This is a genomic window from Actinomycetota bacterium (assembly GCA_030684515.1).
Lineage (GTDB): Bacteria > Actinomycetota > Actinomycetes > S36-B12 > S36-B12 > UBA11398.
The window spans coordinates 21347-41860 of sequence record JAUXVJ010000011.1; the positions used below are offsets into that span (position 1 = coordinate 21347).

General features: G+C 60.4%; 17 protein-coding genes and 1 tRNA gene. 9 read left to right on the forward strand and 9 right to left on the reverse strand.

The genetic code is table 11. From position 1 onward, the window contains the following. Nucleotides 1-126 precede the first annotated feature (126 nt). Nucleotides 127-1083: a peptidase gene (locus Q8M73_05860; GenBank protein ID MDP2288075.1), complete on the reverse strand. Its 957-nt coding sequence runs from the start codon at nucleotides 1081-1083 to the stop codon at nucleotides 127-129. Between the two features lie 506 nt (nucleotides 1084-1589). Here Q8M73_05860 and Q8M73_05865 point away from each other — a divergent pair. Both Q8M73_05865 and Q8M73_05870 read left to right on the forward strand, forming a co-directional pair. Continuing rightward, the gene (locus tag Q8M73_05865; protein MDP2288076.1) at nucleotides 1590-4679 is read left to right on the forward strand and encodes an AAA family ATPase; all 3090 of its coding nucleotides are present in this window, start codon (nucleotides 1590-1592) and stop codon (nucleotides 4677-4679) included. An 87-nt stretch (nucleotides 4680-4766) separates the two neighbouring features. Continuing rightward, nucleotides 4767-5261: a hypothetical protein gene (locus Q8M73_05870; protein MDP2288077.1), complete on the forward strand. Its 495-nt coding sequence runs from the start codon at nucleotides 4767-4769 to the stop codon at nucleotides 5259-5261. Between the two features lie 433 nt (nucleotides 5262-5694). Here Q8M73_05870 and Q8M73_05875 read toward each other — a convergent pair whose 3' ends face one another. The 4 genes from Q8M73_05875 to Q8M73_05890 all read right to left on the reverse strand — a co-directional run bounded on the left by Q8M73_05875 (nucleotide 5695) and on the right by Q8M73_05890 (nucleotide 8763). Beyond that, nucleotides 5695-6507: a site-specific integrase gene (locus Q8M73_05875; protein ID MDP2288078.1), complete on the reverse strand. Its 813-nt coding sequence runs from the start codon at nucleotides 6505-6507 to the stop codon at nucleotides 5695-5697. Between the two features lie 561 nt (nucleotides 6508-7068). After that, nucleotides 7069-7144 (reverse strand) — tRNA-His (locus tag Q8M73_05880). A 61-nt stretch (nucleotides 7145-7205) separates the two neighbouring features. Beyond that, complete coding sequence (gene orn, locus Q8M73_05885) at nucleotides 7206-7835, reverse strand: oligoribonuclease (protein MDP2288079.1); 630 nt, start codon at nucleotides 7833-7835, stop codon at nucleotides 7206-7208. A gap of 46 nt (nucleotides 7836-7881) precedes the next feature. Continuing rightward, entirely contained in the window at nucleotides 7882-8763 is an 882-nt protein-coding gene (locus Q8M73_05890) for a universal stress protein (protein MDP2288080.1), read from the reverse strand. A gap of 113 nt (nucleotides 8764-8876) precedes the next feature. On the opposite strand from Q8M73_05890, the gene Q8M73_05895 reads away from it, so the two are divergent. The 4 genes from Q8M73_05895 (at nucleotide 8877) to Q8M73_05910 (ending at nucleotide 13874) form a co-directional block, all read left to right on the forward strand. Then, entirely contained in the window at nucleotides 8877-9629 is a 753-nt protein-coding gene (locus Q8M73_05895) for a lysophospholipid acyltransferase family protein (protein MDP2288081.1), read from the forward strand. A gap of 100 nt (nucleotides 9630-9729) precedes the next feature. Then, nucleotides 9730-11154, forward strand: a complete 1425-nt coding sequence (locus Q8M73_05900; GenBank protein ID MDP2288082.1) for a sigma 54-interacting transcriptional regulator — start codon at nucleotides 9730-9732, stop codon at nucleotides 11152-11154. Next, nucleotides 11151-13100: a hypothetical protein gene (locus tag Q8M73_05905; GenBank protein ID MDP2288083.1), complete on the forward strand. Its 1950-nt coding sequence runs from the start codon at nucleotides 11151-11153 to the stop codon at nucleotides 13098-13100. The genes Q8M73_05900 and Q8M73_05905 overlap by 4 nt, the downstream gene beginning before the upstream one ends. 12 nt (nucleotides 13101-13112) lie before the next feature. After that, the gene (locus Q8M73_05910) at nucleotides 13113-13874 is read left to right on the forward strand and encodes a LuxR C-terminal-related transcriptional regulator (protein MDP2288084.1); all 762 of its coding nucleotides are present in this window, start codon (nucleotides 13113-13115) and stop codon (nucleotides 13872-13874) included. Here Q8M73_05910 and Q8M73_05915 read toward each other — a convergent pair whose 3' ends face one another. From Q8M73_05915 to Q8M73_05925, 3 genes are all read right to left on the reverse strand, one after another. Then, nucleotides 13875-14633: a sulfite exporter TauE/SafE family protein gene (locus tag Q8M73_05915; GenBank protein ID MDP2288085.1), complete on the reverse strand. Its 759-nt coding sequence runs from the start codon at nucleotides 14631-14633 to the stop codon at nucleotides 13875-13877. A gap of 9 nt (nucleotides 14634-14642) precedes the next feature. Further along, the gene (locus tag Q8M73_05920; GenBank protein ID MDP2288086.1) at nucleotides 14643-15185 is read right to left on the reverse strand and encodes a hypothetical protein; all 543 of its coding nucleotides are present in this window, start codon (nucleotides 15183-15185) and stop codon (nucleotides 14643-14645) included. A 164-nt stretch (nucleotides 15186-15349) separates the two neighbouring features. Continuing rightward, nucleotides 15350-16618 (reverse strand): amidohydrolase family protein, encoded by a 1269-nt coding sequence (locus Q8M73_05925; GenBank protein MDP2288087.1) that lies wholly within the window; start codon nucleotides 16616-16618, stop codon nucleotides 15350-15352. 270 nt (nucleotides 16619-16888) lie between these two features. Here Q8M73_05925 and Q8M73_05930 point away from each other — a divergent pair, with 270 nt between their 5' ends. The 3 genes from Q8M73_05930 to Q8M73_05940 are packed head-to-tail and all read left to right on the forward strand — an operon-like array spanning nucleotide 16889 to nucleotide 19716. Beyond that, nucleotides 16889-17941, forward strand: coding sequence for a phosphotransferase family protein (locus tag Q8M73_05930; GenBank protein MDP2288088.1), 1053 nt, complete (start codon nucleotides 16889-16891; stop codon nucleotides 17939-17941). Beyond that, the gene (locus Q8M73_05935; GenBank protein MDP2288089.1) at nucleotides 17938-18699 is read left to right on the forward strand and encodes an SDR family oxidoreductase; all 762 of its coding nucleotides are present in this window, start codon (nucleotides 17938-17940) and stop codon (nucleotides 18697-18699) included. The genes Q8M73_05930 and Q8M73_05935 overlap by 4 nt, the downstream gene beginning before the upstream one ends. A 45-nt stretch (nucleotides 18700-18744) precedes the next feature. Further along, the gene (locus tag Q8M73_05940; protein ID MDP2288090.1) at nucleotides 18745-19716 is read left to right on the forward strand and encodes an NADPH:quinone oxidoreductase family protein; all 972 of its coding nucleotides are present in this window, start codon (nucleotides 18745-18747) and stop codon (nucleotides 19714-19716) included. On the opposite strand, the gene Q8M73_05945 is transcribed toward Q8M73_05940, so the two are convergent. Further along, nucleotides 19717-20514: an alpha/beta hydrolase gene (locus Q8M73_05945; protein ID MDP2288091.1), complete on the reverse strand. Its 798-nt coding sequence runs from the start codon at nucleotides 20512-20514 to the stop codon at nucleotides 19717-19719.

A 20514-nucleotide genomic window follows, 5' to 3' on the forward strand; every position in this document is an offset into this window, starting at 1 on the left:
TGCGAGTGGCTCGGAAGTTCATGGCCCGGCCCTTTGCGAACACATGAGCCAACATGCTGGTGTTCAATTTGGTGCGCCCTCACCTCGCCACGAATCGGATGGGACTTGAGCGGGTGATTGACATGATCAAGCATCAGGCTGGCAGTTTCCCAGCCCCAAGGCTCTGAGCCCGGCGGCATCACCGTCTTGGTATCCGGTCAGGCCGGCCGAGTTTCCCCGTGGCCACATGATCTGGGCAGCGTCGTTGACGTGGGCCAGGCCCACGAGATGCCCGAGCTCGTGGAGGATGACGGAGTCGGCGACGGCTTGGCCTGATCGGGTCGTGATCTCGGTGTATTTCGTGGGATCGAGGTACACGACTCCGCCGATGTAAGTGGAGTCGCCACTGGGTGTCGTGACTCGGGTCGCTCCCGCTTCCCCGGCGATGTCGACGCCGAAGTCTGGTACCTCTTTTGGTGTGGCCCACGCGATGAGCACAGGAGCCCAGCGGTCTCCGTATCGCTCTGGCTGGTAGGGCTCGCGTTGACTGCTTGGGGCCTCGTCGGTGGAGCCGTCGTCGACAAAGGTCAGCCCGGTGGCGGCCGAGACTTTCGCGATGGCCTGGTCCAATGCCCGTCGTCCGCCGGTCGGGCTGTGGAGTGCTCGCACCACGAAGTGGATGGGGCGGCAGGGTGACCAGGCCACAGGGTTTCCTCCGTCAGTCTGGGTGCCCTCGAACCGGAAACTGGCCGAGGGAACGCCGGACAGCGGGGGTGGTGAACCAAGTGGCACCGATGCCTCATCCAGACCGGGCATTGGCCCATTGACGGGCTTGGCGATGGCCGCTCCAGGCGCAGCCAGCGGGCTTATCCCGAGCCGCTGAGCACCAAAGACGAGAGCCGCCAGAACGGCAAACACGGCCATCGTTGTGAGCCATCGACGGACACGCCCGTGCTGGCCATCGGGAGTGTTCTTTAGGGGATCCGGTGTGCCGTGCGAGCGAAAACCGGGGGCCTCGACGGGGCGACCCATGGCCTCGTCGACGACCCATTGAGGGATGCGCCCTGTGCGGCTCTTGGGCAGGTCATCGGGCGGCAGTCGCATTCCTGTCACGTTGATCTGGCCCCCTGTTGTGTCAGTTCTCTTTCGGTACTCGCTATCCGCGCTTCCCTTCCATGCGTATCGGCTGGGGTACCGCGGTCGAGTTCACGGGGCGCGACTTGGCCGTCAAGACCAGCCGTGGATCGGCCTTCCTCTGCCCGCAATGTCGAGCCGTAGGCGACGAATGCGGTCTGCAAAGAGCGGGCATCCATCCCTTGCAGGCGGGTGTCGACTCCTCCGGCTGAGCCCAACAGTTGAGGGGCCCTCGTCGCAAATGCGAGGTACCGAGGGGGTCGCACCGTTGATAGGGCAGGGACCTGCGCCGAGCCGTCAGCAGGACCAAGAACGCACGAAGAACAGCATGGAACGACAACCGATCCAGAACACCCAGAGCACGAGAACGACATGAACAACGAGAACCACAAAGGACACGACATGAACCCAATCCACAGGTCAAGCAACGGCAACGATCAATATCCGGCTTGGAATCCGGATTCGCCGGTGTCGCGATGACGGCTCACGCGAAGGTGACGATCATCGGTCACACGGCTGGGGGCATGGGCCAGGTCTGGTACCGCGTCACGGGCACCATCGGCGTTGGAAACGTGCAGGTCGCCTATCGGGTCGGTGTGGGCGCCGAGGATGCGCGACGCGTGCGATTCGTCGGGGCTGGTGCCACCGCAGAACTCATCGGCTTTCGACCGGGCGAATTCGTCGCGGACCCCGTGGACTACCTGCTCATCGTACTGGCCTTCTCGGGCAAGTATCTGACGCGCGGGGTGAAGATGCAGCGGTCGCAACTGGCGCGGGTTCCTGCCGGCCCGATCCATGATGTCATTGTCGCCGCCATGGTTCGGGCTGGCCTCGACCCTGCGAGCGTCTTTGCGTCGCGGGATGCGGGCAACTGGTGGCGCGCGGTTTCCCGTGCTGCGGAGCGAGACAGGTCAGTGTCGTTCCTGACTGCGGGCGGGCTGCTTCGCGCCGCAGCGCGTGCGGGCGCGAGTGTCGAGGAGTCGGAGTTGTATTCCGCGCTTGGTCGCTCGACTCGCGCCCGCCTAGCCGGCCCGGTCGCCGCGCGCCGGGATACCGACGCGGTTCAGCAGTTGGATCTGGACGCACTTGAGGTGGCGACGTTGAGCGACGAGGAACTTGGGGAGCGGGTGTGGCGAGCGGCTGAGGCAGCGTCGTCGCGCCGCGAGCCGGTCGGCAATGCCGGGTATGAGTTGACGTTGACACTGCCGAAGTCGATCAGCCTCTATGCCCTGACCGGAGATCCTGCCGTGGCGGAGGAATGGCTCGACGTGATGGAGACTGCGGCAACGCGCGCGCTGGAACGGTTGATGGCTGAGGCGGGGTTCTGCTCGACCGGCCACCGCGGCGAAGGCCAGAACGTCATGCTGATGCCAGCGGATGGTTGGGCGGGGTTCATCGCGACTGAGTTGTCCTCCCGTGCCGGCGACCCGCACCTGCACGTGCACTGCACATTGCCGAACGTGCTCGTCGGACAAGACGGGATCGTCCGCACGATGGCCGACGGTGGCCGGGAGTTGCATGTCAACGCACCGCGATTCGCTGCGTGGGGTCAGGAGTTCGTCATCGCCGAGGCCCAGGCGCGCGGTCTGCTGGGGGAGGTGTGGTTCAGCCCGCAGACGGCGCAATGGGAGGCGGGTGGATTCACTGACGACACTTTGTGGGCCTTCTCCCGCGGCCGGCAGGCCGTGTTGGCGGAAGAAGCCGAAGCTGACGATGGGCAACCCATCTCCGCATCGGGTCGTAGTGTTCGCAATCGCGCAGCGAAGAAGCGGGCCACTGGGGCGAAGGCTGATGAGCAACTGACCTGGGTGCAATTGCACCAACGGATAGTCGCGCGTGCCAACGAACTTGGAGTGGACCTCGCAGCGGAACGCGACGCGACGGGGGAGCGGTTCGCATCACCATCGATGTGGTCAGACAGTGATTGGGTCGACTGGGTGTCGCATGTCGCTTGCCAGCACGAGTCTGTCACCAGCTTGGCCAAGATCCGATCCATCGTCGATCTGGCGACTGCTGGCATGCCCGAAGCCGAACGTTCGCGCATCACCGGCTTGGTTGTCCAGAATGGTTTCGTCCGTGCGCACCAATCACGCGACCGAGGGATGCGCAGCGGCGGGCAGCAATGGATCTCCAAATCCGCACTCGATGCCGAGGCCCGCCTGCTGGAGCGCATGTCTACGAGCGCTCACCAGAATCCAGGGCTGACCTGGCGAACGGGAACAGGCATCAGCCGTTTCGAGGCCGACCGCGGCTGGCAGTTATCCGACGAACAGCAGCGCGCAGTGCAGGCAATTGTGGACGGCACCGCACAGGTCACGTTGATCTCAGGCGTCGGCGGTTCAGGCAAGACCAGTGTGCTGGCCGCGGCTCACATGGGATTCAACGGCGAGCGGTACGGACTGCTGGTGACTTCCACAGCGACGCGCGCCGCTTCCGCAGCAGGTCACGAGTCCGGTGCACCGTGGATGAACCTCACCGCATTGGTCCATCGAATCACCAGCGGGCAGGCTGTTCCCGCTCGGGTCATCGTGATCGACGAAGCATCGATGGCAGACGTTGCCACCCTCGCGCGAGTCGCCGACTTCTGCGTGCAGAAGGGCAAGCGGCTGGTCCTGCAGGGCGACCATGCCCAGTTGCGAGCAGTGGGAGCCGGCGACGCCTTCAACGTCCTGTGCTCAGCACATCCGGACTCAGTGATTCGACTCGAGGGCAACCAGCGACAGCGCACTGCATTGGGCCAGGCGGTCGCGGCCGCTTTGCATGCCCGAGATCTCGACACCGCGTGGGAGTACATCATCGCTGATGGTGCCGTTGTGGTGGCCCGCAATCGTGATCACAAGCTTGATCTGGTCGCTACCACGGTGGTCCGCGAGATCAGCGCCCATGGCGCTGACAACGTCACGTGCGATGCGGTCACCAATGCTGAGGTTGATGACCTCAACGACCGTATCCATGCGCAGCTCCTCGCAGCACACACCATCGACCCGGCTGCGGCGGTCATCTATCAAGGACGCTCGGGCCAACAAGTGTTGGGCCCTGGCACGGTCTTGCGCGTTCGCACTCCATTGAGCCATCGGGATCCCGCGCGCAGGCTTGTCCGAGGTGACCGCGCGGTAGTTGTCCACGCGGGCCGGGACGAAGTCTGCGTCCGTTTCGACGATGGGAAGCAGCGCCGCCTGAAGCCCAATGCTCTGCTCAGGCATCTGGACTACGGCTACGTCGGAACCACGCACACGTTGCAGGGCCAGACCAGTGAGGTCCACATCGCCTCGCTTGCCCCCACCAAGGACGCCGCCAGCCTGTATGTCAGCGCGAGTCGTGCCCGTGGACGAACCTTGTTCGTTGCCGATGCCCGGGACTACCTCACGGACAAAGAGATGCGAGCAGCCGCGCAGTGGGACCCCGGTGACCTTGACGACGAAGTCCTCGAACGAGTCCACGCGGTTCTGGCCGGCCGTGAGGAACACCTCGATTCACCGCGCCGCGCCCTGGGACCCGCCTGGGGAACGGCGAGCCTGTCATACGGCAGTGGCACGGGCTTCCTGGGTTCGGGGATGTCGCTTTGATGCGCTGAATGCGAGGTACCGAGGGGGTAACACCGTTGTAGAGGTGACAGCACTTCTCTTCGACGAGCACTCTGCGAAAGGACCGTCATGGATGTCATTGAATGGCTTGACGAGGCAATGTCTCCGGCCGACGAATGGGAGCCGGGACTCAACCGGCTTCGCTACGCGATGCAATTGCTCTACGACGTCGCGGCTGCGCTGTGTGAAGACACCCCTGTCAACCGCCGCGACATGATCGCGGTGGGATTGAACCGAACCGATGTTGTGATCCAGCGACTGGATGACACTGGTGCACACTCGGAAGAAGCGCTCATGCCCGAGATCCCGCCATACATCGCCTCTGCAGTTTTGAGCAACGTCGCCCGCTGGGCTGCCAGCATCGCCCTGGAGTCACCAGTGCAGCCGTGCTTACCGGATTGCCTGGGCCTCGACGCCCACAACTGGTTGGGTGTCAACGACTCAGGAGCACTCGAATGCATGGACTTGGTCGTCTGCGCCCTTGGCACAGCCGCGAGCGCGGAGGCCTACATCGTCGCCACTCAGTGGGTCGCGTGGTTCGAGCTGTACTGGTTCGACGACTAGCTCGACGCACTCCACTTGCCTCGCTACATCCGTGGGCGTCGCAACTTGCGAGGTAATGAAGGGGTCACACCGTTAAAGAGGTGACGGCCTGGACTACATGCGAGGCACCGGACGGGTTGCGCTGTTGACCAGGCAGAGGGACGAGCGACCGATCACGAGAGGAGGTGACACAGCATGGCCAGAGCGCAGGTCACGACGGTCGAGACGACCTTGACTCTGGCTATCTCGCCTGCATGGCTGACCGCAGGTGGCGCTGCCGCTTATACGTCGCTGACTGCTGACTACATCAAGGCAGCGTTCCGTAATGGTGACCTTCCCGGCTACCGGCATGGTCGCCGGACGCTGCGGTTCAAGCTTACCGACCTTGATGCGTGGATGAGCGCGGCGGAAGTAAAGCCGCCGAATATTCCCTCCAGTGGGTCGGTCTCCGGGATCACCTCGGGTTTTCGGACGAATCCTTCTCGTCGCGGTCGGTCTTCTTGACGTCTTGGGCTTTCGCCCGACTCTTGCGAGGCGCGGCGATCGCCGTGTTCACTTCCACACCTTCAGTCGAACCCAGCAGCCGTGTGATGACGTTGGCGCTTGCCCGCGTATCGGGATTCAACACGTGCGAGTAGACCCGCATGAGGGTGATGGGATCGTGTCCGAGGCGACGTGCAACCTCGCCCACAGGTACCCCGGATTCCAGGAGCCATGTTGCCTGCGCGTGCCGAAGGTCATGGATGCGGGGCTTGAACGTGAGCTCCCCGGATTGGAATGCAGTAGTCGCAGCAGGAGCCCAAATGCGGGCGTAGAAGTTGTTGTGACGGACCACCCGCCCGGTGGCGGTCGTGAACAGGAACTCGTCGCGGCCTCGACCGACCATGAGAGGCGCGAGCGTGGCAACCAGCGCCTCATCGATAGCGGCGCTTCGGTAGCCCCGTTGTGTCTTGGGGGTGCCCTCCCTGTATTCGCCGCGTTTGTCGCCCTCAGTCCAGGCCTTATCTATTCGGATACGCGGGTTGTCTGCGTCTGGGTTGACGTCGCCGACCAGAAGCGCGGTGGCCTCGCCCCATCGAGAGCCAGTTCGCACGAGCGTCTCGATCAATGGGCGGTAGTGAAGGGGAATGTAGGACAGGAGGGCTCGATACTCGGCGACGGTGAGAACGTGATCGTTTGGTTTGTCCCCAAGGCTCGGTGCAGCGCCAAGTGCAGGATTCGAGGAAATGTCTCCGTCTCGGAGCAGCAGATCGAAGCCGGCTGACACGACCGAATGGACGTTTCGGATCGTTTTTGCTGACAGCGTGTCAGCAGAATCCCCCCTTTTCGTTACCACTTGCCGGTCTTGAAGCCGCCTTATCCACTTGCGAACATCAGAGTGCTTCACAAGCCCAGCGGGCCATTCTCCAAACGGGTCGCCTTCGGGCAGGTACCGATCCAGCGTGCGCCGGTACTCAGCTCGGGTCCGGTCGGATGCCTGGGTGTTCGACGCCACCCACGCCAGGGCGGCGTCTCGGACCGTCACACTCGACACAGCCGCAGGGAACCCTTCCCCCTTGACCCAACGAGGAGGCCAGTCACCGCCACTGCCCTCAACGAGTCGCAGGAATTCGTTGGCAGCGGCCTCGTCAGTTTCCCGGAACGTTTCCGACTGGAGCTTTCCGCGTATGTCCCGCCATTGAACGGCTATCGAAACGAGACCATCGCTGCGTGTCCTGCGCCTGATCCAGGCCATGAAATTGCCCCTCCCTGTGTCATTTATGCTGACACACTGCTGACATGGGGAGGAGCGAATCGCTAAAAGTTGTTGCGCTGCAACAACTTTTCGTGGGGTGAGTGACGGGACTTGAACCCGCGGCGTCCTGGACCACAACCAGGTGCTCTACCAGCTGAGCTACACCCACCATGACTCAGTTGAGAACCCTGGTCACCCGCTCTCGCGGAACTGGAATCGTAGCGGATGCCCTACGGCGTGATCTCGCTCCCTGCGGAGTGGTCGACCACGTGACGCATGCCCAGTTCCTTGGCTATTGCTGAGTCCGGTCCGGGCTGTGCAACGAACACTGCTTCTCGGTAGTAGCGCAGTTCGGCAATTGATTCGCGAATATCGCCGAGGGCTCGGTGGTTGCCGTGCTTTTCTGGCAAGCCGTAGTAGGTGCGGGGATACCAACGACGCACAAGCTCCTTGATGCTGGACACATCAACGAGTCGATAGTGCAGGTAGGAGTCCAGTTCAGGCATGTACTTGGCAAGGAATCCACGATCGACGTAGATGCTGGAACCAGCAAGCTGGGCCTTGCCGGCTTCGGGCACATGCGTCTTGACGTATGCCAGCACTTGCGCTTGGGCATCCTCAAGGGAGATGCCGAGAGGAATCTCATTGAGCAGGCCGGATTCGGTGTGCATGTTGACGACGAACTCGTCCATTGCAGCAAGGGGAGCGTCATTGCACTTGACGACCAGGCTGATGCCTGAGTCGAGTTCGTTCAGTTCTGCGTCTGTGACGATGCAGGCAATCTCGACGATCTCGTCGGACTCCGGCAGCAATCCCGTCATTTCGCAGTCCACCCACACAAGTCGATCGCCATTGGCCATGGGCTCAGGCTAGTGAGGGGGTGCGACGGCGCTGATGACTGCTTGATCAGGACTTCGCGACTGGCTCCCCGACGATAGCGACCGGCACCTTGGACTTGTGCAGGATGCCGTGGCTGACTGAGCCCAGGATTGAACTCATGACCTGGCCATGTCCACGAGTACCGACCACGATCATTGCTGCCGACGGCGAAGCCTCGAGCAGGGCCTTGACTGCATTGCCTCGCGTGACGATCTGCTCTACCTCGACATCGGGGTATTCGGCTTCAAAGCCGGCGAGCACCTCAGCGGCCAAGCGCACCTCAGAGTCGCCGATGCTCTCGTAGTCCATGGGCACAGGGGTATCGGGAAGAATGACGAGATCGAAGGAAGGTACCTCCCATGCGTGTACTGCCACCAGCTTCCATTTGTGCAGGCTGGCCGTAGCGAAGGCGAAATTGACGGCCTCGGAGGATGAAGCGCTGCCGTCCACTCCAACCACGATTTGGTCATTGGCGGTGTCGGCCTCATGGCGCATGACAATGACCGGGCAGTCGGCGTGCGCAGCGAGCTGTGAACTCACTGAGCCCAGCAGTAGTTCCTTGAAGCCGCCATGTCCGCGAGATCCCACAACGATCATGGCAGCTGTTTCGCTGGCCTCCAGGAGCACGCCGGTTGGGGAGCCGATCTGCACGATGGACTGAATGTCGGGACCGCTCAAGGTGCCAGCCACTTCGTCAAGTGTGGTCTGGGCAGCTTTGCGAATGTCCTCGAGAGTGTCCAGTCCAACTGCCATGCCCGGACCAAAGGTTCCACCCGAGGTTGGCGGGATGAGGGCATTGACCAAGGTCAGTCCGAGTCCGCGAAGCTCAGCTTCGCCGGCCGCCCATTTGGCAGTCAGGAGCGATGTTTCGCTGCCATCAAATCCAACAACGACACGGTTGCTCCACATGCTGCCTACCTCCACAAATCAAGAATGCTCGTCCGCCATTGTCTGCGCGAACAGTCCTGAACTCCGAACTGGGGTCCATAGGCCTGATCTTGCCGCGTGACTAGCCTCTGCGTATGGCAGATGCGGTGTACCGACCCCTCGTGTTTGGTGCAAAAACTCTCATCCGTGCTCTTGGAATCAGATTTGATGTGGTGGGGCAGGAATATCTACCCGCCACGGGCGGAGCGGTGCTGGCGATCAACCATGTGAGCTTCCTTGACTACATCTTCGCCGGGCTGCCCCCTGATCGGGCCGGACATCGCCTTGTTCGCTTCATGGCCAAGGACGGAATCTTCAAACACTCCCTCGCTGGGCCAGTGATGCGCGGGATGAAGCACATCAGTGTTGATCGGGATGCGGGTTCGGAAGCATTCCGTGCTGGCGTGCGCATGCTCAAAGAGGGCGAGCTTCTGGGCGTGTTTCCGGAAGGCACGATGAGCCGTTCCTTTGAACTGCTGCCCTTCAAGAGCGGCGCAGTTCGCATGGCTGCAATGGCTCAGGTTCCGATCATTCCGATGATCACATTCGGTGGTCAGCGAATCCTTGGCTACGGACATCGCGACTTGTCGCGAGGCACCATCATCGCCATCACCATGGGTGAGCCGATGATGATTGAGAAGCGTGCGGATGCTCATGCCGAAACAGATCGTCTGCGCACAATCATGGGGCAGTTGCTTGATGACACCATCGCGCGCTACCCCAAGCCTGCTGGACAGGAGCTGTGGTGGGTTCCGGCCCGGCTAGGGGGAACAGCGCTCACGCCGGAGCAGGCAAGGCAGGCGCGCAGGCAATCGTCTGGCGCTGCTGCCGACGAGGATTCAGACTGACTGTTCACCCTCGGCGAACCTGCCTCGCACGTAAGTAGCACAGGCAGCGTTTGAAGGGCGTTTTCTGGCATAAACCCGCGCTGGCACGTACGGTCAGCACGTGACTCACTTCGCCCCTTCTGTCCCCGTTGACCTGCCTGCCACCTTGGGCGCTCTGGTCTCCTCCGGCTACCAATCACGCACCGTCAAGCAGGAGATGCAGGCCAACCTGCTGGCTCGTCTGCGCGCGGGCGAGCCGAGCCTCCCAGGAATCGTCGGTTTCCAGGACACAGTCATCCCACAGGTTGAGCGCTCGCTCCTGGCCGGCCACGACATTGTGCTGCTGGGTGAGCGCGGTCAGGGAAAGACCCGCTTGATCAGAACACTCACCGCACTGCTGGACGAGTGGATTCCTGTCGTCCAAGGCTGCGAAATCAATGACGACCCGGCTGCGCCAATCTGCGCCGGCTGCCGTCGCAAGTTCGCTGACCTCGGCGACGACCTTCCGGTTGCCTGGCGCCATCGCAGCGAACGTTTCGGTGAGAAGCTCGCCACGCCGGACACCTCAGTTGCTGACCTCATCGGTGACGTTGATCCGGTGAAGGTCGCTGAAGGCCGCAGTTTGGGAGACCCCGAGACGATTCACTACGGACTTGTCCCGCGCACCAACCGCGGCATCTTCGCCATGAACGAGCTTCCTGACCTGTCTGAGCGCATTCAGGTGGCACTGCTCAACGTCCTCGAAGAGCGCGATATCCAGGTCCGCGGCTACAACTTGCGACTACCGCTTGACCTGCTCGTAGTTGCCAGCGCCAACCCCGAGGACTACACCAACCGCGGGCGCATCATCACGCCGCTCAAGGACCGCTTCGGTGCTGAGATTCGCACCCACTATCCGCTCGACATCGATGACGAGATCGACCTCATCCGCCAGGAGGCGCACATCCAGGCAGTGGTGCCCGATCACTTGCTGGACATCGTGGCGCGTTTCACAACCGAGGTCCGTGGCTCCTCATCGATAGATCAGCGAAGTGGTGTCTCAGCCCGTTTCGCGATCGCCTGCACAGAAGCACTGTCCGGCGCGGCTCTTCGCCGCTCGGCAATCACCGGAGAGCGTGAGCCTGTTGCTCGCGTCGGCGATCTCATGGGCGTGGTGCCAACACTTCGCGGCAAGGTTGAGTTCGACGTCAGTGAAGAAGGGCGTGAGCAGGAACTGCTGCTGCATTTGGCCCGTCGTGCAACTGCTGAATCGTGGCGCTTGCTGCTGGGCGGCAATGACATTCGCCCGGTGCTCACGTCCCTCGTCGAGTGGTTCGACGAGGGCAACACCTTGCAGACCGGTGACGAGACGGCAGGAGAGTCGCTGATCGGTGAGCTCGGCAAGTTCGAAGGACTTGGCAAGTTGCTTCAGGCCGTCGAGCCAGATCTGGCGGAGTCGCCTGGTCTTGCTGCTTCTTGTGTTGAATTTGCAATTGAAGGCCTATGGCTGACTCGTCGCATCGATAAGGACGAGGTCGACGGCGTCATTCGATACGGGGCCGCATGAGTCGATTCCGGTATGGGTCCTTCCATGACGGACCCGACCCCCTTGCCGCTCCGATTGATGCCGGCGGTGGCATGGATGAGATCGGGCGCAGGCTGCTCGAGGGGCAGTCGCTGAAGGACGCCTTCCGTGACATGTTCCGAGAGGGCCTGTCAAAGCGCGATGGCCTTCGTGACATGTTCCGTGAGGCGCAAAAACGGCGCCGCGAACTCGAGAAGTCCGGTCGCATGGATGGGCTGCTCTCTGACCTGCGTGAACTGCTTGACCAGGCACTGACAACTGAGCGCACTGCCTTGTTCCCTGATCCCTCAGATGATGCTCGCTTTCGCGAGGCAATGCTCGACACCGTTCCCGATGAGATCGGTCGCGCTGTGCAGCAACTTGCGGATTATGACTGGCAGTCCCCTGAGGCTGGCCAGAAGTTTCAGGAGTTGAAGGATCGTCTTCAACGCGACGTCATTGACCAGCAGTTCAAGAACATGACACAGGGCATGAAGCAGATGGATTCTCCCGAGTCACGCGCTGCAATGAAAGAGATGATGCAAGACCTCAACCAGATGCTGGAAAAGCATCAACGCGGTGAGGACGCCTCGCAGGACTACGAAGACTTCAAGGAAAAGCACGCCGAGTTCTTTCCCGATGCCCCAGAGACATTGCAGGAGTTCATCGACGAACTCGCCCGCCAAGCCGCTGCAATGCAACGCATGATGGACTCACTCAGTCCAGAACAGCGCGCTGAACTGGCAGAGGCGATGCAGCAGGCCTTGTCGGACATGGGTCTGCAGGATGAGATGTCCCGGCTCCAGCAGAACCTGCAGACAATGCGTCCGGAGTTCTCGTGGTCAGGCCAGCAGAGCATGAGCGGCGAACAACCGCTCGGGCTCCCCGATGCCACGCAGGCCTTGGCTGAATTGGCAGATCTTGAAGCCCTGATGGATCAACTCAGTGACAGTGATGCGCGAGCCAATCTGGACAATATTGATGAACAGGCAGTGGCTCGAGCACTTGGTCGGCAGGCCGTCGATGATCTGCGGGCAATGCGAGATATTCAACGCCAGCTTGAAGAAGAGGGCTACCTCGAGCGCGATGGTGATCGACTCGAACTCACGCCGAAAGCTGTGCGGCGCATTGGTCGGTCAGCCTTGAAGGAGGTCTTCTCCTCGCTGGATGTCAGCAAACAGGGTGATCACAGCGTTCATCGCACGGGCGCGGCTGGTGAGATCACTGGGCTGACGCGACCTTGGGAGTTCGGTGACGAGCAGCCCATCGACGTGGTTCGCACTGTGCGCAATGCAGTGAATCGCAAGATCATGAGTGGCGAAGCTGAACTGAAACTGCGTGCCGAGGATTTTGAAGTGCATGAAACCGAGACGCGCACGCGCGCCGCGGTGTGCCTACTTATCGACCAGTCCTTCTCGATGGTCATGAGCGACACCTGGGGTGCTGCCAAAACCATGGCCTTGGCCTTGCATTCGCTCGCCGCCAGTGCCTATCCGCTTGATGCCTTGGAGATCATTTCTTTCGCCAATATTGCGCAGGTAGTGAAGCCACATGAGTTGCCAGAGCTTGAAGCCAGTTACATCCAGGGAACGAACTTGCATCATGCTCTGATGCTCGCCGGCCGATTCTTGGACAAGCACCACTCAGCGCAGCGAGTGGTGATGGTGGTGACCGATGGTGAGCCAACTGCCTATATAGACAGCGAGGGCTACTCCTGCTTCAGCTGGCCGCCAAGTGATGAAACCATCGCGTTGACAGTCGCGCAGATCGATCTCATGACCCGTCGAAAGGTTCCGATCTCATGGTTTCGCCTTGGCAATGATCCAAGCCTTGAACGCTTCTTGGACCAAATGGCTCGACGCAATGGTGGACGAGTGCTCGCAGCATCAAGTGATCGCCTTGGCGACTATGTCGTGAGCGACTATGTTCGTGCCCGTGGAGCGCGCTAGTCAGAGGTCGCAATGGCCTTAACAAGGGACAGGATAGTTCCGATTTCCAAGGATGTTCCTGATCGCGTCGAGCGGCTGACACTGTTGGCTCAGTCTCTTGTGCGCACCCCGAAATGGGATGAACTCACGCGGTTGCTTGCCTTGCGAATCTTTGATTCGTGGTCGTGCGAGACGGTGATGCTCTTTACAGTCAAGGCGCACGGGTCGCTGACCCTGACTTCGTGCTACGGCGTTGCGGACGCTGACGTCGTCAATGAAATCGTGCTGAGCGACTATTCGGCTCTCTCGAATGTGCTGTCCAAAGGCGGCATCTCTTGGGGAGAGAGTGGAACTCGCCTGGGGCGCCTCATTCCTAAGAGCCTGCATCCCAGCGTGCCAGGTGCAGTCATTATCGCCCCGCTCAATCGCGTCACGATTCCCGAGCAGGTGCTCGTCCTGACATTCGCTCAGCCGCTCCCAGATAACCCGGCAAGTATGCCGTTTGTCTCTGCTGTCGTCAGTCTTCTGGAACTGAGGATAGCGATGATGGGCAGCACCGACATGCGTCGTGGCACCGACGGCCAAGGTGAAGAGGAAGGCGGACTTTCCGATCGTCAGATGTTGGTGCTCCAAGGCATTCGCAACGGTAAGACGAACCGGGCCATCGCAGAGGACCTCGGCTTCAGTGAATCGACGATTCGGCAGGAGACTCTCCGGATCTATCAAGCATTGGGCGTGAATTCACGCACGGATGCAGTGACGGTCGCGCGAGAAGAGGGCCTGCTCACGAATTGATCAGTCCGTGAGGGCTTTGATCGTCACGAGGACTGCAACACCGATCAACACCGTTTGCAGAAGCCGAGTTGCCATGCGCGGGGTCATTCGCCGCAAGAGGTGAGCTCCGATGGGTGCGCCGATCAAGCCTCCAAGCCCCAGAAAGGCTCCCGCGCGCCAATCGATGTCGGCGCCGCTGGCCACGTGCCCAAGCAGCGCCGCCGCACTCGACATCACGATGACGGCAAGTGACACGCGTGCTGCCACCTTGATTGGCGTGCTGAGCCACAGGATTTGCAGCGGAATGGTGATGAGCCCACCGCCAATGCCAAAGAGGCCGCCGAGAAACCCGCCCGATCCGCCAGTGAGAGTGATCTGCGTCCGGGTAGCCGGGTTGGTGTGATGTGCGTGCTCGGCCTCTTCGGCATCGATGCGTTGGTTTGTCAGTACGACATTGACAAGGTTGAGGGCAGCGAATCCCAGCAACAGTGCAGTGCCAGGCAGGTGATGCGCGACGAAAGCGCCAAGAGGAGCAATGATCACAGCCGGTATGCCGATCATGAACACTCGACGCCATGGCACTAGGCGCGCGCGGGCGTTGCTGATGGTTGCTGCTGCTGCAGTCACCAATATTCCCAGATTGCTCGTGGCGACGGCGGCTACAGGTGTGAGACCGCTGAACACCAGGATCGGAACGAAGAGCATGCCGCCGCCGCCGCCAACAGCGCCCGCGAGTACTCCCGCGAAAATGGCAAGGAGAAACTCAAGAGCCAGCGGCATGAACTGAGGTCAGCTGGCTGCGGGACTTGGTGTGACGTCCAACTGTGCTTGTGCGTTGACCGAAGGCAGTGGGTAGCCGGCCGCTCGACACACGCCCATCATGCGGATGCGCTGGGCTGACAACTTATTGGCTTTCACCGAAGACATCGTCGCGAGAGTCGCGCTGTTGTTCAGCCCATTGATGATGCGAAGGCTGCGCTTACTGCTCGTGGTGAGCACCGCTGCCTTGGCTTTGCCATCACCGGCGACAGTCTTGGAACTGGTATTGATGGCCTTGGTCAATCGCGCGTAGTCGGCTAATGCCTCTTTCTCAGTGAAATCGCCATTGGCAACTGCGCCTGCCTTGTAGTCAGTGACGAGCAGATCAAGCTCATAGACGCTGGCGCAGGCACTGCTCAGCGAAGGGATCTGGACGATGGTCGAACTTGGGCTCGCTGGCGCCGAAGAGGAGGGGGCAGCGCCTGGTTCCTCGCCCGACGAGCAGGCGCTGAAGAGAAACAGACCGCTGGCGGCTACTCCGGCTAGGAGCAGAGTTCTTGGCTTTCGATTCATCTGCGCCCTTTCGTTGGTGACGTACTACCAGCGTTGTCCTTTCGCGAATCATTCCGCTTCAGGCTCGCCCGAAAAATCACCGCCAATGCAAAATTCTCCATGTACCGGGCAAGAAGGGACCGCGGAGCTGATGACGCTGCCCCGCGGTCCCTTCTTGCACGTGACTATGCCGAAGCGGTCTCGGCTTCATAGCGTCTGCGGTATTCCGCCTTCGACGTCTCTGAGGTGTCCACATCCTTAGCTAGCGCGCGAAGGGCGCCAACGGTGGCCTGTTCGCGTGGGGTGTGCTTGAAAGGATCCCAGTTGAAGAACCTGGCGGTGTTTTCCCAGGTGATCTTGTGAATTTCCTCATCGGTGCAGTTGGCACCATTGAGTTCTTCGAGCAGGACCTCTGGCGAGTATGGCCATGTGGAGTCCGAGTGTGGGTAGTCGCACTCCCACGAGATGGTGTCCACGCCGATGCGATCCTTGAGCTTCAGTGCGGACTTGTCCGTGATGAAGCAGGCAAGGAAGTTCTTGCGCCATACGTCCGTGGGCATCATTCCGGGAGGAAGGGTGTCCAGGCCGGTCCAGGCCTGATTGGTGATGTGTCGGTCCATGCGGTCCAGCCACCCAATGATCCAGGCCAGCCCACCTTCGGACATCGCAATCTTGGTATCTGGGAAGCGACGGAAGACGCCGCTGAGCATCAAGTCGGTGCCGGTGATCGCCGAGATCAGGGGAGCGAGGGTAATCGTGTCGTCCGGACGCGCGTTCGCTGGACGTTGGAGCAGAGAGAATCCGCCGGCGATGTGCAAACTGGCAACGATTCCGTGCTCATTGATGGCCTTGAAGATCGGATCCCAATGGCCGGAGGCGAAGTCGGGCAATCCCAAGCCGTAAGGAGTCTCCGGGATGCTCACCGTGACGCAGCCCTTCTTGGCGATCCGATGGATTTCCTGAACTGAGGCTTCAATGTCGTAGTACGGCAGAATGCACAGCGGCATGAAGCGTCCAGGGTATGCGCCAGTGATTTCATCAAGGATGTAATCGTTGACTGCCTGAATTCCCATCAGGCTCAACTTCCGGTCAGGCAATGAGGCCATGTGCGTTCCGGCGAAACCAGGGAAAGTTGGGAATGTGGTGGCAGCAAGCACGCCATTGACATTCATGTCACGCACCTTCTCGTGAAGGTTGTAGACCCCAGGGCGCATTTCGGAATAGCCGACAGGGTCAAAGCCCCACTCCTGCTTGGGCCAGGACACCACGGCTCCAAGCCCATTGGTCCCGACGGCCACGCCCTGGAAGATCCACTCGTCAAGACCGGTGTCCTTGTTGAGAACGAGTTTTGGCGCCTGGTCCTTGGAACTTTCGGGCCAGTGGCCCTCGAACATGTCGGGTGGCTCGATCATGTGGTCGTCAGTGCTGAGCAAGATCATGTCATTCACATTCATACGGTCCTCGCCTCCAATAGCAACGGTTCGTGTTGAGGGAAAGCCGATTGCGCAATTGCAATCGATCGCCATGAGTAATTGCGACTGTAGCCACTGGGTCTTGAAAATAGAAGGGATTTGCCTTGTCGAGCCATGGGCACGGAGCCCAGAATCCATTGCTCTACGCCTGCATATCGCTATAGCCTGTCCAGCGAGGCAGAAGTCGCGGCATCACTCGCGCATTCATGCAAAGAATAAGATTCCTGTCTGGAAGAATGATATTCTCGCGCCATGGCCGACACACAGACACACCCATTTACTCCTGCTGAACTCGAGCGTCTGACGCGCTGGATGGATTCAGTTGATCGTCCGGGCAAGGGCGAGACTCCCGAACTGCAAAAGATCTCCGGTGGCTCGCAGAACGAGTTGTACCTCGTTGACCGTGGTGGCGAACGCACGGTGATGCGCATTCCTCCGCGCACGATGGGAGCCGCGCGCGCTGACGGCATCCTGCGTGAGATGCGCTTCCTTGGCGCACTCGATGGCACTGATGTGCCGCGCGGTGAACTCGTTGTGGGTTGTCAGGATGCAGAAGTACTGGGCATTCCCTTCTACTTGATGAAGCAGATCATCGGTTGGTCAATGACAGGCGAGTGGCCAGAGCCATACGCATCCGATCCAAGCCTGCGTCCCTGTCTTGGGTATGCCCTCGTCGAAGGCGCAGCGAAGCTCGCAGCGGTTGACTGGAAGGCGCAGGGCCTTGAGGGCTTTGGTCGTCCGGACAACTTCCACGAACGACAGGTCGGTCGTTGGACTTCGTTCTTGGATGGCTACAAGTTCCGTGAGATTCCAGGCCTTGATGAAGCAACAGCGTGGCTTGACAACAACAAGCCGCGTTCTTGGGAGCCAGGCATCATGCATGGCGACTACCAGTTCGCAAACATCATGTTCACCAACGACGTGCCAGCTGGGCTGGCTGCTGTTGTCGACTGGGAGATGACCACCATTGGTGATCCGCTCCTTGATCTGGCTTGGGCGCTGCGCGACTGGGGTCCTACCGGTGATGCAGACGACACCAACATCAAGAAGACCACTGAAGGCCAAGCGTCACTGGAAGAGCTGCTCGCCTACTACGAGAAGCTGAGTGGACGCAGCACTGCGGACTTCAACTACTACTTGGTGCTTGCTCGTTGGAAGCTCGCGATTGTGCTTGAAATGTCATACGCGAGAGTCGTGAAGGAGAATCTCGACAATCCTTCACTTGCTGGCTTCGGACCGCTGGTGCTCGAACTCATGAGCCAGGCTGCCGGCCTCGCAGCAACCATGCCGAACGGAATCAAATGAGCTACCTCGATGGGCTCTTTGACCTGACGGGCAAGGTGGTGGTGATCACCGGAGGCAGCCGCGGTCTTGGCAAGGAGATGGCCTATGGCTGCGCTCAGGCCGGGGCTGACGTCGTGATCGCCAGCCGCAAACTTGAGAACTGCGTTGCGGTTGCTGAGGACATTGAGAAGACGACCGGGCGACAGGCAATGCCATATGGATTGCACGTAGGGCGTTGGGATGAGATCGAGCCATTCGTCGACGCTGTGTACGAGCGTTTTGGCAAGGTCGATGTTCTGGTGAACAACGCCGGCATGTCACCGATCTATGAGAAGAACTCAGAAGTCACTGAGCAGATGTTCGACAGCGTGATGAACCTGAACTTCAAGGGTCCCTACCGACTGACTGCGCTGATGGGGGAGCGGATGTTCGAAGCGGGCACCGGCTCGATCATCAACATCAGTTCGTCAGGATCTATTCGGCCAAGCGCCACGATCATTCCCTACGCAGGTGCGAAGTCTGCGTTGAACACCATGACCGAAGGTTTTGCGACTGCCTTCGGGCCAGCAGTCAGAGTCAACACGGTGATGTCGGGCACGATGATGTCTGACATCTCAAAGGCGTGGGATCTTGAAGCGATGAAGCCGGGCATGCAGCGTATTGCGATGAAGCGCATCGGCGATCCGCCGGAGATCGTCGGAGCAGTCATCTATCTGGCTTCGGATGCCTCCAGTTATACCTCGTGTGCCACGATTCGTGTCGACGGAGGAATGCCCTAGGCCTTCACTCTGCATTGCATCGAGACCGAAGATCAAGGAGACGAAGTGCGGGCAGTTGTGTGTGAAAGTTACGGTCCGCCTTCGAGTCTTTCGATCCTCGAACTGCCTGATCCTGTCGCTGGTCCCGATGATGCAGTAGTGGCTGTTCGTGCTGCGGCAATCAATTTTCCTGATCTGCTGATCATGGAGAACCTCTATCAAGTGTCCATCCCAACACCATTCACGCCTGGCAGCGAGTTTGCCGGCGAGGTGATCTCCATTGGAGCCAATGTCACCAATGTTCGTGTTGGGGACCAGGTGATGGGTGGATCCTTTGTCGGGTCTTTCGCCGAACAGGTGTGCGTTGCTGCTTCATCGCTGAAGCCGATCCCGGTCGGATTGACTCTCGAGCAGGCGGCCGCATTCAGCGTGACCTATCGGACGGCTTATCACGCATTGGTGACCGTTGGTGAACTCAAGGCCGATGACTGGGTGGTCGTGCTTGGTGCTGCCGGCGGAGTGGGAACAGCCTGTGTCGACCTTGCCACGCGCTTGGGTGCTCGCGTTATCGCGGTTGCGGCCAGTGATGAACGACTTGAGATTTGCGCCAAACTCGGAGCAGTGGCTGGGATCAACTACACAACGGAGAGTCTCAAGGAGCGCATCAAGGCAATCACTGGCTCCGGTGCAGATCTCATCATCGATCCGGTTGGCGGCCCGTATGCCGAAGAAGCCTTCCGAGGCATTGCATGGGGCGGGGTATTCGTGGTCGTGGGTTTTGCTCAGGGCGACATCCCGCGCATCCCATTGAATCTGGTGTTGCTCAAGGGCGGAATCATCAAGGGATTTGAGATCCGTACGGTCAGTGAGCACTTGCCCAATGAGGTTGCCGAGGGTGACGCTGCCCTGAACGCGATGGTGAGCCAAGGCGTAGTGCCCCACATCTCTGATGTGTTCTCACTTGATCAAGCCAGAGAAGCGCTGCAGTTCGTTGCCGATCGCAAGTCGACAGGCAAGGTTGTCATTCGGATGCAGTAGTCAGCTGGCGCTGATTGCCGCGATGCATTCATCGGGCTTGTCGAGCATCAGGTGGTGCTGCCCTTCTTCAATGGGCACGATGGTGACGTCGATCTTGGCCAATGACACGAAGTACTGAGCTTTGGCGTCGGTGACGATCGGGCTTGCCGTTCCGTAAGCGAAGGTGACCGGCATCGTCAGTTTCGCGATGCAGCCATTGATGTATTCGTCGTAGGGCGTCGTAGGACTGTTCCAGTCGTGCCGCCACGTCCAGCCACCATCGACCTGGCCCAAGGAGTATTCGGCCAGCGGGGTCAGGAGATCTTCGGCAGGGGCATCTTGTCCTGGTACCAGGCGGAAACGGGCGATGGCTTCTTCTCTGTTGGCAAAGACGCGATGCGCGCGAGGACCAGGACGTTCCCCGGGTCTTGGGTATTCAGCAGGCGAGCGAACATTGCCATCGAGCATCACCAAACGGCTGACGAGTTCAGGATGCTGCGCAGCCAGCGCAACTCCAATGCGTGCGCCCATGCTGTGACCCACCACGACGGCAGGAGCTGCATCTTCGGCAGTGATGATTGCTGCGATCTCCTGCGCCCACAGCTCAACTGAGTAGGCAGTGCGATGGTCGCTGGCGCCATGCCCGCTGAAGTCAATGCTGATCAAGCGCCAGCCGCGCTCCAGCTCGGGGAACATGCGATAGAACCACATGTGGTGGGCTCCGGCTCCGTGGATCACCACGAGTGTTTCGGTGCCAGCCCCGGTAACGCTGTAGCGAATATGCGCTCCGTCAACGAGAACAGATCGATCAAGTTCCAC